General features: G+C 74.1%; 11 protein-coding genes. 3 read left to right on the top strand and 8 right to left on the bottom strand.

Features of this window, described 5'->3' with window-relative positions:
• Positions 1–101 precede the first annotated feature (101 nt).
• Positions 102–2,909 (top strand): type 2 lanthipeptide synthetase LanM, encoded by a 2,808-nt coding sequence (lanM, locus tag O4J56_RS12980; RefSeq protein ID WP_270686001.1) that lies wholly within the window; start codon positions 102–104, stop codon positions 2,907–2,909.
• Positions 2,909–5,059, top strand: a complete 2,151-nt coding sequence (locus O4J56_RS12975; protein ID WP_270686000.1) for a peptidase domain-containing ABC transporter — start codon at positions 2,909–2,911, stop codon at positions 5,057–5,059. Before lanM ends, O4J56_RS12975 begins: the two co-directional genes overlap by 1 nt.
• Before the next feature lie 243 nt (positions 5,060–5,302).
• Here O4J56_RS12975 and O4J56_RS12970 read toward each other — a convergent pair whose 3' ends face one another.
• Positions 5,303–5,782 (bottom strand): nuclear transport factor 2 family protein, encoded by a 480-nt coding sequence (locus O4J56_RS12970; protein ID WP_270685999.1) that lies wholly within the window; start codon positions 5,780–5,782, stop codon positions 5,303–5,305.
• Positions 5,783–5,838: 56 nt separating this feature from the next.
• Between O4J56_RS12970 and O4J56_RS12965 the strand changes: the two genes are divergently transcribed.
• Complete coding sequence (locus O4J56_RS12965; RefSeq protein WP_270685998.1) at positions 5,839–6,300, top strand: MarR family winged helix-turn-helix transcriptional regulator; 462 nt, start codon at positions 5,839–5,841, stop codon at positions 6,298–6,300.
• A gap of 66 nt (positions 6,301–6,366) precedes the next feature.
• On the opposite strand, the gene O4J56_RS12960 is transcribed toward O4J56_RS12965, so the two are convergent.
• From O4J56_RS12960 to O4J56_RS12930, 7 genes are read right to left on the bottom strand one after another with little or no spacing between them, the layout of a single operon-like run.
• Positions 6,367–6,840, bottom strand: coding sequence for a hypothetical protein (locus O4J56_RS12960; protein ID WP_270685997.1), 474 nt, complete (start codon positions 6,838–6,840; stop codon positions 6,367–6,369).
• 48 nt (positions 6,841–6,888) lie between these two features.
• Positions 6,889–9,957, bottom strand: a complete 3,069-nt coding sequence (locus O4J56_RS12955; protein WP_270685996.1) for an alpha-mannosidase — start codon at positions 9,955–9,957, stop codon at positions 6,889–6,891.
• Between the two features lie 55 nt (positions 9,958–10,012).
• The gene (locus O4J56_RS12950) at positions 10,013–12,019 is read right to left on the bottom strand and encodes an endo-beta-N-acetylglucosaminidase (protein WP_270685995.1); all 2,007 of its coding nucleotides are present in this window, start codon (positions 12,017–12,019) and stop codon (positions 10,013–10,015) included.
• Positions 12,016–13,278, bottom strand: coding sequence for a glycoside hydrolase 5 family protein (locus O4J56_RS12945; protein WP_270685994.1), 1,263 nt, complete (start codon positions 13,276–13,278; stop codon positions 12,016–12,018). Before O4J56_RS12945 ends, O4J56_RS12950 begins: the two co-directional genes overlap by 4 nt.
• Positions 13,275–14,099, bottom strand: coding sequence for a carbohydrate ABC transporter permease (locus tag O4J56_RS12940; RefSeq protein WP_270685993.1), 825 nt, complete (start codon positions 14,097–14,099; stop codon positions 13,275–13,277). The genes O4J56_RS12945 and O4J56_RS12940 overlap by 4 nt, the downstream gene beginning before the upstream one ends.
• Entirely contained in the window at positions 14,096–15,043 is a 948-nt protein-coding gene (locus O4J56_RS12935; protein ID WP_270685992.1) for a carbohydrate ABC transporter permease, read from the bottom strand. Before O4J56_RS12935 ends, O4J56_RS12940 begins: the two co-directional genes overlap by 4 nt.
• Positions 15,040–16,338, bottom strand: coding sequence for an ABC transporter substrate-binding protein (locus O4J56_RS12930; protein WP_270685991.1), 1,299 nt, complete (start codon positions 16,336–16,338; stop codon positions 15,040–15,042). The genes O4J56_RS12935 and O4J56_RS12930 overlap by 4 nt, the downstream gene beginning before the upstream one ends.
• Positions 16,339–16,480 lie beyond the last annotated feature (142 nt).

Genomic DNA, 16,480 nt, shown 5'->3' with positions numbered 1-16,480 from the left:
CGCCGGGGCGCCCACCGTGCCTCCGTCCGGCCCGGCGGGCGCCCCGGCCGCGCCGCGCCTCCCACCGGCGCGGCCGCGAACCACGTCCCCTGGAGGTCAGCATGTCCGATGCCGCCGTGCGGTCCGCGCCGGCCGATACGGAGCGCGTCATCGATGAGCTCATCGCCGCCAAGAGCGGCGTGTTCGGCCGTTTCCACCGGCCCGTCCTCGACGCGTGCGCGGAGCGGCCCGCGCTGCGCCGGGCGGCCGCCGACGGCCGCGTCCGCCTCGTCCGTTCCATCCTGGGAAGCGTGCTGGACGGGCTGCACTGGATCGGCATCCGCTCGCTGGTCACCGCCTTCCGCGCGGCCCGCGCCGAGGAGGAGGCGCCGCCCGGCTACGCCGCGTTCCACGACCGGGTCGGCAGCGACGAGGGGCGCCGCCGCATCCTGGACGCCTTCCCCGAGCTGGAGCGGCTCCTGGGGCTGTTCGCCCGCAGGCGGATGGACCTGGCGGAGGCCGTGCTGGCCGCCGCCGACGAGGACGGCGGCCTGCTGCGCGAACGCTTCGGCACCGCCGGCCCGGTGGTCGCGGTGGAGCCGGGCGCGGGAGACAGCCACCGCGGCGGCGCCACGGTGTGCTTCGTGACGTGGGAGAACGGCACCACACTGGTGTACAAGCCGCAGGCGCGCACCGCACTGCGCATCCTGCAGGCCGTGCGCGGGGCCGCCGACCCGAGCGGGGGCTTCTTCGGGCCGCTGTGCCCGGACACCCTGGAACGGGACGACCACCTGTGGCAGGCGCGGGTCCTCTCCTCCGAACCCGCCGATGAAGGGCGGGCGGCCCTGTACTTCCGCAGGTTCGGCCGCTGCGCCGCACTGCTGAGCATGTTCGGCACCGGGGACCTGCACCACGAGAACGTCATCGCCACCGCCGACGGGCCGGTCGTCATCGACCTGGAGACCCTGGTCGGCCTTCCGAACCCGGCCACGGCCGCCGCAGGCACGGAAGGGGCTCCCCAAGGCGCCGACATCGAGTCCTCCGTCCTCAACACACTGATGTTCCCGGTTCGCTACACCGCCGAGCTGCTCGACATCGACTACTCCGCCCTCGGCAGCGTGCGCACCGACCATTCGGAGCGGCTGGAATCGTTCGCGGTCGTCGACGCGGGAACCGACGCCATCAGATTCGACACGGCCCCGGTCACCGCGGTGCGCGGCGAAAACGTGGCCCGCGTCGGCGGAGAACAGCTCGACCCCCGCCTCTGGGAGGACGAGCTGGTCACCGGGTTCGAGGAGGGACGCACCCGGCTGCGCACGGTCCGGGAGACGGCCGTGGAGGCGGTGCGCGGCACGGACGGCTGGTCGGTGCGCCAGCTCGTCCGGCCGACCTTCGTCTACTACCGGTTCCTGGAGGCCTCGACCCACCCCGCCCACCTGGCCGGGCGCGCCGCCCGACTGGACCTGCTCGACCGGCTGCCCCGGCGGCACCGCGGCCTGCGGCGCAGTGTCGCCGAAGAGGTCTGCTCCGAGGAGGCCCACGCCATGCTCGGCCTGGACACCCCCTTCTTCGAGGTGGAGTGCGACTCCACAGCGCTGCTGTGCAACGGTGGCGAGGAGGTGCCCGACGCCGTGGTGCGCACGCCGCGGGAGGCCGCCCTCGACAACATCGAGGCGTTCTTCGCCCGCCCGGAGCGGCGGGACCCGAGCTACATCCGCTTCGGCCTGGCCACATCGACCGACGACGCCTGGACCGACCGCCCTGCCAAGGCGCCCGCGGCAGGACACGCCGCGGCACGGCCGTCGCCGCTGACCGATCCCGGGGAGCTGGTGCGCACCATCGGCGACCTCTCCCTCGGCCCCCCGGAGCGCCCGACCTGGCTGATGCCGCGCCTGCAGGGCAACCACCTGCGCCTCGACGTCCTCTACCCGTCCCTCTACGAGGGCGGCGGACTCCTGCTCACCCTGGCCCGGCTGCACGACTCGGGGGGTGTCGATGCGCCCGGCGGCGTCGACCCCGCGGCCGCGCTGCGCACGGCCCTGCCCCGGGAGCTCCCTCCTGTCACGGCGCCTCTGGGCCTGTCCCCGTTCACGGGCGCCCTGTCCATGCGGGCGGTGGCCCTGGACCTCGGCGGGACCGGGGACGCCGCGCCGGAGGTCTCCCCGGAGGCGGAGACCGCCACCGCCCCCGACCGGCTCACCGTCGACGACCTGGACTACCTCAACGGCCTCGGCGGGTACCTCGTCCACCTCGCCGAGTACGACGACCCGGGTGCCCCGAGGCCCCCCGGCGCCGACCCCGAAGCGCTCGTCCGGCGCCTGGTCGAGGTGGACGGCCCGCCCGGCGAGCACCACGGGGAGCTGGGCCTGGCGCACGGCCGGTTCGGGCGGGTGGCGGCGCTGAGCGCGGGCATCGCCGCCGGCGCAGACCCCGACGGGCGCGCGCGGGAGCACCTTGAGGCGCTCACCGGCGCCTACCTGCGGTACCGGTGGCGCGACGACGTGCTGGACACCCCCGACGACGCCGCCGGGTGGTGCAAGGGCTACACCGGTATCGCCTTCGCCCTGGCCAAGGCCCTGTCGGTGCTCGGACTCACGCCGCGCCGGATCCGCAACGCCATCGGCGAGGAGGCCGGGCGCGCGGCCCACGGGCCCATCACCGGCGACATCAGCATGTGCCACGGAGCGGCCGGGCGGATCGCCGTGCTGGTCTGGCTCGCCGACCGCCTGGACTGGCCCGAGGCCCGCACCTGGGCCAAGGAGCTGGAATCGCGGTTCCTCGACCGCCACGCCGACGGCGGATGGCGCTGCGGCGCCGGGGCCACCACGGCCCTGCCCTCGTTCATGGCGGGCCTTTCCGGCTGGCACCACGCCCGGCTGATGCTGCAGGACCCGGCCGTCCGGCTGCCGCGCTGCCTGGGAGGGCGCTGATGGGGCGCGCTCGCCGGGTCCGGGAGGTCCAGCAGTTCGCCCAGACCGAGTGCGGCCTGTGCTGTATCGCCATGGTGCTCTCGGCGCACGGCTCGCACGGTACGGTGGCGGCCCTGCGGCGCGCCTATGAGACCGGCCGCGACGGGCTGTCCATGCACGACGTCGTGGACATCCTGCGCGGCTACAAGATGCGGGTGCGCACGTTCCGGGCGGGCAGGGACCGGATGCCCGAGCTGGCCCTGCCGCTGATCGCCTACTGGGACGACAGCCACCTGGTCGTCATCGAGCGCATCGGGCGGCGCGGCATCACCGTGGTCGATCCCGCCGGCGGCAGGCGCCGCTACGCCTTCGAGGAGTTCGACGAGCACTACAGCGGTGTGGTGCTGGAGGCGGTTCCCGCGCAGGACTACACCCCGGTCCGCCACCGCGAGCCGAGCATGTGGTGGACGTTCCTGCGCGCCGCCGCGGGCGCCAAGTGGCTGCTGGCCGGCGCGTTCGCGGTCTCGCTGGTGCTGTACGCGTTCACCCTGGCCGTGCCCGTCGCCGTGCAGTTCGCCATCAACAGCCGCGGTGCCTTCATCGAACAGACCCCGGCGGCCCTGCTCGCGGTGGCCTTCCTGGTGCCGATGGCGCTGCACTTCGCGCTCTCGGCGGTGCGGGCGCTGTGCCTGGCCTCGGTCATCCGCCGCCTGGGCGAGGCGATGATGGGGCAGACCTTCCGCAAGCTGTTGAGCCTGCCCTACAAGTACTTCTCCAGCCGCTCCCAGGGCGAGCTGGTGTACCGGCTGTCGAGCATCGCAGCGGTACGGGACATGATCTCCAACCAGGTGGCGGCGACGCTCCTGGACATCGGCAGCCTCGCCGTGGCCCTGACCTACATCTTTCTGCGGTCGCCGCTGCTGGGCGCGGTGGTGGTGGCGGTGATGGGCATGATGGCCGCCATCGCCGTGGCCGCCTACCGTCCGGTCCGCTCCACGACCGACCGCGAGATCGGCGCGACGGCCGAGTCCAGCGCGATCCAGATGGAGGCGATGGCGGCGATCGAGACGCTGAAGGTCTCGGGCATGACCGACTCCTTCTTCGCCGACTGGCGCAGGGTGTACGCCGGGGCGATGCGCCACACCTGGCGCCGGATCGTGCTGCAGGGGACGGCGACCAGCGGCTACGCGGCCCTCCAGACCTTCGGGCCGCTCCTGGTGCTGGGGCTCGGGCTGTGGCTGGTGGCGGGCGGGCGCCTGGACATCGGCTCGGCCGTGGCCGTGCAGAGCCTGACCGCCACCGGGCTGGCCACGGTGATGTCGCTGACCTCGGTGTTCAACCAGCTCATCACGGCCAACGCCCAGGTGTCGCGGATCGGCGACATCGTTCACCAGCCCGACGGCGAGGCGGTGTTCGGGGACCGGCCGCACGAGATCCGCGGGAACGTGTCGGTCCGGGACCTGCGGTTCACCTACCCGGGCGGTCGCGCCCCGGTGCTGGAGGGAGTGTCGTTCGACGCCCCCGTGGGCTCGTGCGTGGCCGTCGTCGGCGGGACCGGGTCGGGCAAGAGCACCCTCGGCAAGCTCCTGATGGGGCTGTATCCGGCCCAGGGCGGCGAGATCGCGTTCGACGGGGTGCGGGTCGGCGCGATCTCCGCGGACTCGTTCTACCGGGCCGTGGCCTACGTGCCCCAGGAGATCGTGCTGAGCAACCGCAGCATCGCCGACAACATCCGCTTCGGGCTGCCGGACCTGTCCCTGGAGGCGGTCCGGGCGGCGGCCGTCCGGGCCGACCTCGACGAGGACGTCCAGGCGATGCCGCTGGGGTACCACACCCAGGTCCGCGAGATGGGGAACACGCTCTCGGGCGGGCAGCGCCAGCGGATCGCGATCGCCAGGGCGCTGGCCCGCGACCCGAAGGTGCTGGTGCTGGACGAGGCGACCAACGCGCTGGACACCGTGACCGAGTCGCGGATCGCGTCCACGCTCGACGCCCTGCGCTGTACCCGCATCATCATCGCGCACCGCCTGTCCACCATCGCCGCCGCCGACCTCGTCGTGGTCCTGGACAAGGGGCGGGTCGTCCAGATCGGCGCCCATGAGGAGCTGATGGCCTCCTCCGGCAAGTACGCCGACCTGGTGCACTCCCAGGAGGTACTGGGGGGCGTTTGAGGCACGGGCAGGGTCGTGTCCCGTGGAGTGGTGTCATTTCCGTCCGCCCGGGTCGGCCCGCCGGTGACGGACCTGGCGCGGGCCGACGCACCTTCGGGGCCTTGACCGCTGACCCGCCTTCGGCGGGGTCGGCCTCCGGCCGCCCGCCGAAGGCGGTCACGGCCGACGAAGGTCACACCACTCGGCGGGACGCCATCGGCTCCGGTCGCCCCCGGTGCCGAGGAGAGGCGGCCGGACCGCCCGTCAGCCCTGTCCTTGGCCTCCGGTCGCGTGGTCGAGGCGCCAGAGGCGGTCGCCCTCCACGCGGGACAGGCGCCAGCCGTCGGGGGTGCGGACCGCCTCCATCCGGTACTCCTCGCCGACGGTGAACTCGGGGGTCTCCCCCTCACGGCAGAAGACCGCGATCTGCTGGGCGCCGAGCACGGCGCGGTCGCCGCCCACCTCCACCAGCGGATTGGTGGTCAGATGGTGGGTGCGCGCGAACGGGCCGTGGCTGCGGCGGGCGAGTTCGGCGACCCGGTCGGCCCCCTGCACCTCCCCGGATCCGACGACGACCACGGCGTCCTCGGTGAAGACGCTCCGCACGTCGTCGAAGCGCCCGTCGTCCAGCCACCGGCCGTGCCGCGCGAGCAGGTCGGTGATCTCGGCGCGGTCCGCGAGGCGGGCCGCGGTGTCCCCGGCGGCGCCCCCGCCGCCCTTTTCATTGGTCTCACCAACGTTCATGGCGGCGACCGTACACCAATTCGTTGGTGAGGCCAACGGTTGGCTAGACTGCCCGCATGACCGCCCGTCCCGCCGCGCAGCCGCCCGAACGGCTGCGCCGCCTGCCCAGCCGCCTGCTCACCCGGACGGCCGCCCAGGTCCAGCGCCTGGTGGCCGAAGGCCTCGGGGAGTACCGCACCCACCACTACGCGCTGATGGCCGCCGCGGCCGAGCTCGGTCCGGCCAGCCAGGCCGCGCTGGGCCAGGCCTGCGGGATGGACCGCAGCGACGTCGCGGCGGCCCTGGACGACCTGGCCGCGCGGGGGCTGGTGCGCCGCGCCCCCGACCCCGCCGACCGGCGCCGCAACACGGTCGTGCTCACCGGCGACGGTGAATGGGCCCTGCATGAGCTGGACGTGCGCGTGCAGGAGGTCCAGGAGCGCGCGTTCGCGCCGCTCACCCCGGACGAGCGGGCCGTACTGGCCGATCTGCTGGAACGGGTGAACCGGCACCACGCCGAACACGCCGGAACGGGATGACTCCCCCTCGGGAGGTGCCCGGGGGCGCGTGCCCCGGCCCGCCTGGGGCGGGGGCACGCGCGGCCCTCACTCCTCGGCGGTGCACCAGTACTGCAGGGTGGCCTCACCGCTGTGGACGTAGGACAGGCCGGTGAAGCCGTGGCCGCCGGAGAACTCGATGTCCTGCACGGCCGGGGTCCCCAGCTGGTACAGGTCGCGCGCGATGCGGTCCCCGGCGGCGTCGGTGACGTCCACGGAGACCACGCGGCCCTCGGGCGCCTCGCCGATGTAGGTCAGCGCGACGCTCATCTCGTCGAACCCGGCGGAGTCCTCGGCGCCGGCCATGCCGTCGGTGCGTTCGGCCTCCAGGGTGGCGTCCCGCTGCCCGGCGCCGCTGTCGTCGGCCCGGTAGCTCACCTCGCACACCACCCGTGACGGCAGGTCGGCGCCGTCCCCTTGGGCTCCCGAGGTGCCCTGGGCCCCCTGAGCGGCGCCGCACCCTGCGGCGGCCGCCACCAGGGCCCCGGCTCCTGCGAGGACGGCCGCCCCATGACCCTTCATCTCGTCTCCTCCCGACGCGCGTGCGGTCACTGCGGTGGGATGGGGGTGTCACAGGGTATTACGCGGCACGCGCAGGGTGGCGATCTCGAAGGGGCGCAGCGACAGGTGCCACCCGTCGCCGTCGGGCACCGGCCCGGCCGCACCGGAGAGCGGGCGTTCGAGCAGGTCGACCCGGGTCGGCGCGCCCGCGTCGAAGCCGAACCCGACCCTCGTGGACGCCCGCGCCCCCAGGGTCTCGTACAGGCGCACCACCACGTCGCCGGAGCGGTCGTCGGCGAGCTTGACCGCCTCCACCACCACGCCCTCCTCCTCCACGCGCACCAGCGGCTCCACCGCCCCGCCCCGGTCGGCGGTGCGCTCGGGCAGGTTGATGCGGTAGCCCTCGCGGACCGCGTCGGCCACCGCCGCGCCGGGGACCAGCGCGTAGCCGAACCGGTGGAGGCCGTGGTCGGTGTCCGGGTCGGGGAAGCGCGGCGCCCGCAGCAGCGACAGCCGCACCGCCGTCGTGGTGCCGCCGTCGCCGCGCACGTCCCGCGTCACGTCGTGGCCGTAGGTGGAGTCGTTGACCAGCGCGTGCCCGTAGCCGGGCTCGGCCACCCGGATCCACCGGTGCGCGCAGGTCTCGAACCGGGCCGCGTCCCAGGAGGTGTTGGTGTGCGCGGGGCGGCGCACGTGCCCGAACTGGATCTCCGAGGCCGCCTCGTCGGCGCGCACGTCCAGCGGGAAGGCCGCCTTGAGGAACTTCTCGGTCTCGCGCCAGTCCACCTCCGCCTCCATGTCCACCCGTGCCGCCCCCGGGCGGAGCACGGTGCGCTGCACCACCGCCGACGAGCCGAAGCTCCGCCGTGCGGTGACCGCCCACGCCCCGCCCTCCAGCGGCTCGGCGGACACCTCGTCGGCGCCGTCCAGGTCGGTGACGGTGTTGCGGTAGAAGGCGTCCACGTCCCAGGCGTCCCACATGTTCGGGAAGTCGGGGTGGATCTGCAGCAGGTTGCCGCGCCCGCCCGGTGCCAGGGCCTCGCGCCCCCGTCCGCCGTCCGCCCGCAGGTCCAGAACCGACCGCAGTAGCCCGTCCGGGCCGACGACGACCCGCACCAGGCCGTTGTCGAGCACGTGCGCGTCCCCGTCAAGGGTGTGGCCCACGGCCCCGCCAGCGTCCCCGGCCCGGGCCGGGGGGCCGGCCCCCAGGGCGGGGACGCCGTCGCGCTCGTGCGGGCAGGCGTTGAACACCGCGGGGGCGCCGGGGCCCTCGGGGCCGGGGGCGGCGTCGAGCAGGGCCGCCTGGGCGCCGCCGATGACCTCCTCCAGCTCGCGGGCGATGCCCTCGTAGGTCTCGGCCGCCTCCCGGTGCACCCAGGCGATGGAGGTGCCCGGCAGGATGTCGTGGAACTGGTGCAGCAGCACCCGCTTCCAGATCCCCTCCAGCCGCTCGTAGGGGTAGGCCGCCCCCGCGCGCACCGCCGCCGTGGCCGCCCACAGCTCGGCCTCGCGCAGCAGGTGCTCGCTGCGCCGGTTGCCCTGCTTGGTGCGGGCCTGGCTGGTGTAGGTGGCCCGGTGCAGCTCCAGGTACAGCTCCCCCAGCCACACCGGCGGGTCGGGGTAGTCCTCGCGGGCGGCCGCGAAGAACGCGTCGGGCCGCTCCAGGCGCACCCGCGGCGAGCCCTCCAGGTCGGCCAGCCGGTCCGCGCGCCCCAGCATCTCGCGGGTCGGCCCGCCCCCGCCGTCGCCCCAGCCGAACGGCACCAGCGACCGGTTCGCCGCCCCCTTGTCGCGGAAGTTGCGCACCGCGTGCGCCAGCTCCCGCCCCGACAGCTCGGAGTTGTAGGTGTCCGCCGGCGGGAAGTGGGTGAACACCCGGGTCCCGTCGATGCCCTCCCACTGGAAGGTGTGGTGCGGGAAGGGATTGGTGCGGTTCCAGGAGATCTTCTGGGTCAGGAACCACTCGGCCCCGGCCAGCCGCACGATCTGCGGCAGCGCCGCCGAGTAGCCGAAGGAGTCGGGCAGCCACACCTCCTTGGTGTCCACCCCGAACTCCTCGGCGAAGAACCGCTTGCCGAACACGAACTGGCGGGCCATGGCCTCCCCGCCGGGCATGTTGGTGTCGGCCTCCACCCACATGCCGCCCACCGGGACGAACCGGCCCTCGGCCGCCTTCTCCTTGACCCTGGAGTACACCTCGGGCCGGTGCTCCTTGATCCAGGCGAGCTGCTGGGCCTGCGACATGGCGAACACCAGGCCCGGGTGGTCGTCCATGAGCGCGGTGACGTTGGCGGCGGTGCGCGCCACCTTGCGCACGGTCTCGCGCAGCGGCCACAGCCACGCCGAGTCGATGTGGGCGTGCCCGACGGCGGAGATGCGGTGCGCCCCCGCCTCGGCCGGGGAGGCCAGCACCGGGGCGAGCACGCGGCGCGCCTCCTCCGCGGTGCCGGGCACGTCCTGCAGGTCGACCGCGTCGAGCGCGCGCTCCAGGGCGCGGAGCACCTCCCAGCGGCGCGGCGCCCCCTCGGGCAGCTCGCGCATCATCTGGTCCAGCACCTCGATGTCGTGCACCAGGTGCCACACGTCGTGGTCCAGGACGGCCAGGTCGACCGATTCGACGCGGTACAGGGGGCGGCCGTGGGCGGTGAGCCGGTCGCCCAGCTCCGTGGGCTGGAAGGGGGGCACCCCCAGCACCACGGGGTTGGCGGCGGCCTCCACGTAGAACTCCACCGGCTGCCCCGCCTGGGCCGAGGAGGCGACGCGCAGCCACCGGTTGCGCGGGCTGAGCCCCTTCACCACCGCGCCGTCGGCGGTGTAGGCCAGGCCTTCGCACTGGAAGCCGGGCATGCGCTCGTCGAACCCGAGGTCGACCACGGCCTCCACGGTGCGCCCCGCCCACTGCTCGGGCACCCGGCCGCGCAGCCGGAACCAGGTGGTCGCCCACGGCGGGCCCCACGGCTCGCCCGTCTGGGCGGGGCGGTAGTCGGCGGCCAGGCCCTCGGCCACGGGGACGGGCTCGCCGGGGGCGTCCCAGCGGGCGACCTCCATGGGCGCCCGCTCCGGGTAGACGGCGGGGCGGATGCGCTCTTCGAGGACGCGCGAGACGCGGTCCTCCACCAGTTTCCGGTCGTCGTGCATTCCTGCCTCTCTCTCCGGGCCAGGGGGTCGGTCGGGGGCGTGGCGGGTGCGCCGGTCACCACCGGTGGCGGAGCACCGCGGCGGCCGACCGCCCGTAGTCATGCCCGACGGCGGTGATCTCCAGCCGCGCGTGCGGCTCATTACCGCGCCGCCGCAGCTCACGGACGTGGAAGGCGGGGGTGGCGGTGGCGCCGAGCAGCACGGGGCCGTCCGGGGCGGCGTCGACGAGCTCGTAGTGGCGGGCGCCGCGCGCGGGGTTCCAGCGCAGCCGCAGCTCGGCCGTGTCCTCGCCGGTCGGCCGGGAGTCCTCCACGCGTGCTCCGGAGGGCGGGGGCGGAGGGGCGGTGCCGTCTTTGGTGACGCGCAGCAGGCCCAGCCGCCACACCGCACCGCCGTCTCCCGGATCGTCGGCGCTCAGGCGGACGGTGAGGGTGCCCGGCTCGGTGCCTGCGGGAACGAGGGCCCGGGTGCGCCGCCAGTCCCCGCGCGCCTCCCCGGCGTCCCGGGCGGCGAGCCACCGCCCGCCGACGCCGACTTCGGCGCCGACGCCCGCGCCCCGGTGGACCAGCTCCACCGTCACCGGACCCGCGTCGGCGAGCGCCAGCGGGTAGAACTCGACCTCGGTCGGCTCGGCGCCGATTCCGCTCACCTTGAGGCATGAACCGCCGTGGTAGGGCTCGGCGAAGTCGAACGCCACATGCGCCCGGCCTCCGCGGATCGTCCAGCGCCGGGGAGGGAGTACGTCCTGCACGCCCAGGTGGCTCCACTCCCCTTCGGACAGCACGCTCCCTTCGACGGCGTAGCGCAGTCCGTGGCCGGTGTTGAAGGCGGTGGCGAACGGCGGCGCGACCGCGGGCGCCCGCCCCTCGACGTGCGCGGCGACGCCCGGCCAGTCCCCCTCCCCCGTGTGCCACATCCGCTGTTCGCGGCGGTGGAACTCCTCCGGTCCGGCGTCCTCGGGCAGGGAGGTGTGCGTCCACTCGGGCCGATAGAAGCCGATGGAGACCGTGCCTTCCCGGGCGGCCCCGAACAGCGCGTCCCAGTCGACGCGGGTGCCGGTGCCGTTCGCCTCCAGGTCCACCCCGGCCCACAGCTCGTAGGGGTCGCGCCCGAGTCCCCGCGCGCGCTCGGCGGAGTCGGCCAGGCCCTGGGCGGTCCAGTCGAAGTTGAGGAACATCGAGTGGGCGACGGGGCCGTCCGCGTCGTGGAAGAACGGCTCGTTGCGGTCGTCCAGACGGTTGCGCCAGTCGATGCCGCCGTCGACCGTCATGGAGTCGTACCAGGTGATGCGCAGCGGCGCGGCCGCCCGCAGGTGCTTGAGGAACCCGCGCATGTCCTCGGCCAGCGCGCGGTCGCCCCCGCCGGTCTCGGCGTTGATGAACCACCCGTCGAATCCGTAGGCGGTGGCGACCTGGGCGAGCTTGTCGGCGACCGGGTAACCGCCGGTGCCGTCGCGCTGGACCAGTTCCCTGGTCCAGCGCAGGTCGCCGCCGTAGGCGGCGGGCGGGAGGAAGACCGTGCCCAGCACGGGCACGCCGTTGCGGTGGGCCGCGTCGACGACGGGGGCGTTGGGAGCCAGGATCAGCCCCTCGAACGAGGAGCCGCCCCAGAACACCAGTTCCTCCACCAGGGCCCAGTCGGTGAAGGCGTAGGAGCTCGCGTCGGGCGCGCCCTGGCTGGGGTTGCCCGAGGTCGGGGCGAACGAGACGAGCGACTGCACGCGCGCGCCGGTGGACGGCGGCCGGTCGGCCAGGGGGACGGTCGCGGTGTTGTAGGGCAGGTCGGGGTCGTCCTCGGGGACGTAGTCCAGCAGGCTCCGCCAGACCACGCCCGGGTCGGGCTCGCCGTCAGGGACCGACTCGGGGAACCAGTAGGCCGCATGCGGGCCGAACGCGTCGGTGCGCCCGGTCGGCTCGATCGCCCTGGTCGGCTCGATCGCCCTGGTCGGCACGGGCGCCGCCGACGCGGCGCGGCCGGGGACGGCGGCCGCCAGGGCGGCCGCCGGTACGCCCGCCAACACCGCGCGGCGGGAGGGAGGGAAGGGGCGGTGTCGAGGGGTCACGGGGTTCCTCCACGGACCTCGTCGGGGCCGACGACCTCGGTGATGCCGCGTTCACGCAGGTAGGCAGCGTCGTCGGCGCGGTCCTCGCGCACCAGCGCCGCCCGCACCCCCTCCCCCGCCAAGTGGGCCCAGGCCTCGAACACGCTCCCGCCGGGAGCGAACTGCGCCCGGCGCGGCGCGTCCTGCGGGTCGGGGCCCGGGTCGAAGCGCACGGCCGTGCGGCGTGCGGGCGGCTCGGGCGGGTGCTCGCGCAGCTCGCCGACCACCCGGGCCAGGCGGCGCCCGAGCGGCTTGGGGGCGCGGTCGGCGGTCATCAGCCCTAGGCCGTACTCGTGCTCGGGGAAGTCGGCCAGGGAGCGGTCCACGTCGTGCGAGCACCACCAGGTGAGGCCCCACGTCGCGGCGGACGCCACGGCGTTGCGCACGGTGGCCTCGGCGAAGCCGGGCGCCCGGTCGGCGGGCACGTACGGGGCGGGCGCCCCGACCTCCTGCACCCACACCGGGCGGCGCGGGTCGGCGGCCCAGGCGGTGGCCAGCTCCACCATGTACTCGGCGTGGTGCCCGGTGGCCGCCCCCTCCGGGCCGTGCCGCTGTGCGGTGCCGTTGAACACCCACGAGTGCACGGTGGTGGCCGGGCCCAGGCCGACCGCGTGGGCGGGGGTGAAGGGGTGGTGGTCGCGGTACCAGGCGGCGTCGTACTCGGAGTGCAGGTGCATGCGCCCGGGGGCGGCGTCCTCGCAGGCCTTGAGCAGGCGCTCGATCCAGGCGCCGGCGCCCGCCGGGTCGACCCGGTCGGGGTCGGGGTGCGGGTCGCCGGAGAACTGGTCGAACTCGTTGCCCAGGGTCATGCCCAGGAAGTTGGGGCGCTCGTGCAGGGCGGCGGCCAGGGTGCGCAGGTAGGCCTCGGTGCCCTCGGCCACCTCGGGGTCGGTGAACAGGTTGCGGCGGTGCCAGGTGCGCGTCCAGGCGGGCAGGAAGTCGAAGCTGGACAGGTGGCCCTGCAGCGCGTCGGCGGCCACGTCCAGCCCGCACTCCCCGGCGATCTCGGCCAGGCGCACGAGCTGTTCGACGGCGCGCGGGCGGATCAGCGCCCGGTTGGGCTGGAAGAGCGGCCACAGGGCGAACACGCGCACGTGGTCCAGGCCCAGGGCGGCGACGGACTCCAGGTCGGCGCGGACCTGGTCCTCGTCGAAGTCGAGCCAGTGGTGGAACCAGCCGCGGGTGGGGGTGTAGTTGGCTCCGAACCTGAGTCGGGTCATCCTTTGACGGCCCCTTCGTTGACGCCTCGGAAGAAGTAGCGCTGCAGGGAGAAGAAGAGGGCGATCAGCGGCGCGACGGCGATGATCGTCCCGGCGGCGATGAGCCGCTGGTCCCCCACGAAGGTCCCGCGCAGGTACTCCAGACCGACGGTGAGGGTGTAGTTGGCGGGGTCGCTGAGGACGATCAGCGGCCACAGGAAGTCGTCCCAGGCACCCATGAACGCGAAGATCGCCACCACGGCCACGGTGCCCTTGACCGAGGGCAGGGCGACGCGGGTGAAGCGCTGCCAGGCGTCGGCGCCGTCGATCATGGCGGCCTCGTCCAGCTCGCGCGGCTGGGCGCCGAACGCGTTGTACATCAGCAGCACGTTCAGGGCGCCGACCATGCCGGGCAGGACGACGGCGACGAGGGTGTCGTGCAGGTTCACCGAGCGCATCATCAGGAACAGGGCGACCATGACGGCCTCCCCGGGCACCAGCAGCGCCAGCACGAACACCGACAGGGCGGCCCTGCGGCCGCGGAACCGCAGCCGGGCCAGGGCGTACCCGGCCAGGCTCGCGCCGACGACGTTGAGGACGACGGTGGCCAGGGCGACCCGCACCGAGTTCCACACGTACCCCCACACGGGCAGCACCTCGCCCACGCGGGTGAAGTTGCCGCCGGTGGGTTCGGCGGGCAGGAAGCTCGGCGGGACGGAGTAGATGTTCTCGCCCGCGCCCTTGAGGGCGGTGGACAGCTGCCACAGGAACGGGCCGATGCTGATCGCGGCGATGAGCAGCAGGAGGGTGTAGCGGAGCAGGGTCTTCGTGCGGCGGCTCACCGGCGCCCCCTTCCGGCCGCGCCCGCGCGCCCGGGGGCGCTCGCGCCCGACTGCAGCCGCAGCACCGCCAGCAGCAGGAACAGCGTCAGGGCGAACAGCACCAGGCTGAGCGCGGAGGCGTAGCCCACGTTCCCGTCCAGGCCGGAGCTGACCTCGCGGATGAGCATGACCAGGGTGATGTCGCGCCCGCCCGGCCCGGCGGTGTCCCCGGACAGGATGAACACCTCGGTGAACACGCGGAAGGCCGCGACGGCGCTGAGCACCGAGATCAGCGCCATCGTGGTGCGCATGGCCGGGAGGGTGACCACCAGGAAGCGGCGCACCGCCCCGGCGCCGTCGACCTGGGCGGCCTCGTGCAGCTCCTTGGGCACCCGGTCGAGCGTGGCCAGGTAGATGACCATGTAATAGCCCAGCCCCTTCCAGACCGTCACGAGCATGGCGCTGGCCAGCAGCAGGTACTCGTCGGTGAGGAAGGGGACCGGCCCGCTGATCGCGCCGAGCGCCTGCAGGGTGCCGTTGACCAGGCCGCGGCTGTCCAGCAGCCACGTCCAGATCAGCCCGACCACCACCGCCGAGGCGATGACCGGGGTGTAGAAGAGGGTGCGGAAGACGCCCACACCCGGCCCCTTGTCGCGCACCAGCAGGGCCAGCAGCAGCGGGAGCAGGACGAGCGGCGGCACCACGCCCAGCACGTACAGGCCGCCGTTGCGCAGGGCCAGCCAGAAGCGGTGGTCCTCGACCATGCGGACGAAGTTGTCGGTGCCGGTGAAGGTGCCCGGGGACAGGGTGCGGGCGTCGGTGAAGGCCAGCAGGACGGTGTTGGCGAAGGGGTAGAGGGAGAAGGCGACGGCGGCGGCGAGCGCGGGCGCCAGGAACAGCCACGGGGTGGCCGCCCCCTGCATGCGCGGCGCCCGCCGCCGGACGGCGGGCGCCAGGGCGGTCACCCCTCCTCCAGCAGGGCGTTGCAGCGGTCCACCGCGTCGTCCAGGGCCTGCTGCGGGCTCTTGTCGCCGCGCATGGCCAGGGCGATCTCGTCGCGCAGGAGGTTCTGCATCTGGTCGCCGAAGACGACCGGGGTGTAGCTGGTGGCCGACTCCAGCTGCGCGGCGGCGGCCACCCGGACCCGGCCCTCGTCGGTGCCGTCCTCCTCGGTGAAGTAGGGGTCGTCCAGGGAGCCCTTCGTGCTGGGGAAGATCTGCACCTCGTGGGCGAAGGCCTCCTGGTTGGCGGCGTTGGTGACGAACTCGGCGAAGGCGGCCGCGGTCGCGGGCTCCTCGCTCTTCGCCGAGACCGCGAGCCCCTGCAGGTACATGTGGGCGCGGCCGGTGTTGGTGATGACCTCGGTGATGCCGACGTTCTTGTACAGGTCGGGGGCGTTGGTACGGAAGTTCTCCAGGTCGTAGGCGCTTCCGGGGGCCCAGGCGATGGCGCCGCTCATGAACTGCTCCCCGGCCCCGGTGTAGTCCTGGGTCAGGGACTCGGGCACCAGCGCCCCGGCGTCGTAGAGCTCCTTGTACCGCTCGACCATCTCCACGCCGGCGGCGTCGTTGAAGGTGAAGCGGGTGCCGTCCTCGTTCATGGCCTGCGAGCCGTACAGGCCCAGGTCGATGATGCCGGGGGTCTGGCCGAGCATGGCGGTCCCGCCGTCGGTGGCCTCGGCCATCTCCAGGGCCTGGTCGAAGAGCTCGTCGTAGGTGGTGGGCGGGGAGTCGGGGTCGAGCCCGGCCTCCTCGAACAGGGCGCGGTTGTAGAAGACGGGGCCGGTGTTCAGGTACCAGGGGTAGGCGTAGGTGCCGTCCCGGCCGGGGACGGTGAACCCCTCCCAGGCGTCGGCGGTGTAGGCCCCGGCCGCGCCGGGGCGGGCCTCGTCCAGGTCGAGCACCATGCCGGCCTCGGCCAGGGGGTGGACCAGGTCGGGGGCGACGTTGACGACGTCGGGCAGGGTCCCGGCGGCGGCGTCGGCGCTGAGCTTGTCGGCGTAGCCCTCGGCGGGCTGGTCCAGCCAGCGGACCTGTGCGCCGGGGTTGGCCCGCTCGAACTCCTCGATGACGCCGGTGAAGAAGTCCTCGTACTCGGCCTTGAGGTTCCAGGTCTGGAAGGTGATGGCGCCGTCGGCGGGCCCATCGACCGGGCCGCCCTCTCCGGCGCCGCCGGTGCCGGGTGCGGCCAGGCCGCACCCGGAGGCGGTGAGCACTGCGGCGGCCAGGGCCGCCGCCGCGCGTGTGGCAGGGGTGCGCATGGAACGGTCTCCTCGGCTTTATAAACCGCTTTAGTTCCTCGCTGCCGATGAGCGTCCCCCACCGCGTGATCCGCGTCAATACCACCTCCGGCGGTTTTTTCCGGGTTCGGGAGTGTAGGATCACCGGAAGTCGCTGAACCGG

The organism is Nocardiopsis endophytica, assembly GCF_027706725.1.
In the GTDB taxonomy this organism is placed as follows: Bacteria; Actinomycetota; Actinomycetes; order Streptosporangiales; family Streptosporangiaceae; genus Nocardiopsis_A; species Nocardiopsis_A endophytica.
Note: the sequence above shows the minus strand (reverse complement) of the source record. Positions and strands in the feature narration are given on the sequence as shown.

Excerpts from the sequence above, each read along its gene's own strand:
- lanM (WP_270686001.1), top strand. The coding sequence starts at position 102 with ATGTCCGATGCCGCCGTGCGGTCCGCGCCGGCCGATACGGAGCGCGTC.
- O4J56_RS12975 (WP_270686000.1), top strand. The coding sequence starts at position 2,909 with ATGGGGCGCGCTCGCCGGGTCCGGGAGGTCCAGCAGTTCGCCCAGACC.
- O4J56_RS12970 (WP_270685999.1), bottom strand. The coding sequence starts at position 5,782 with ATGAACGTTGGTGAGACCAATGAAAAGGGCGGCGGGGGCGCCGCCGGG.
- O4J56_RS12965 (WP_270685998.1), top strand. The coding sequence starts at position 5,839 with ATGACCGCCCGTCCCGCCGCGCAGCCGCCCGAACGGCTGCGCCGCCTG.
- O4J56_RS12960 (WP_270685997.1), bottom strand. The coding sequence starts at position 6,840 with ATGAAGGGTCATGGGGCGGCCGTCCTCGCAGGAGCCGGGGCCCTGGTG.
- O4J56_RS12955 (WP_270685996.1), bottom strand. The coding sequence starts at position 9,957 with ATGCACGACGACCGGAAACTGGTGGAGGACCGCGTCTCGCGCGTCCTC.
- O4J56_RS12945 (WP_270685994.1), bottom strand. The coding sequence starts at position 13,278 with ATGACCCGACTCAGGTTCGGAGCCAACTACACCCCCACCCGCGGCTGG.
- O4J56_RS12930 (WP_270685991.1), bottom strand. The coding sequence starts at position 16,338 with ATGCGCACCCCTGCCACACGCGCGGCGGCGGCCCTGGCCGCCGCAGTG.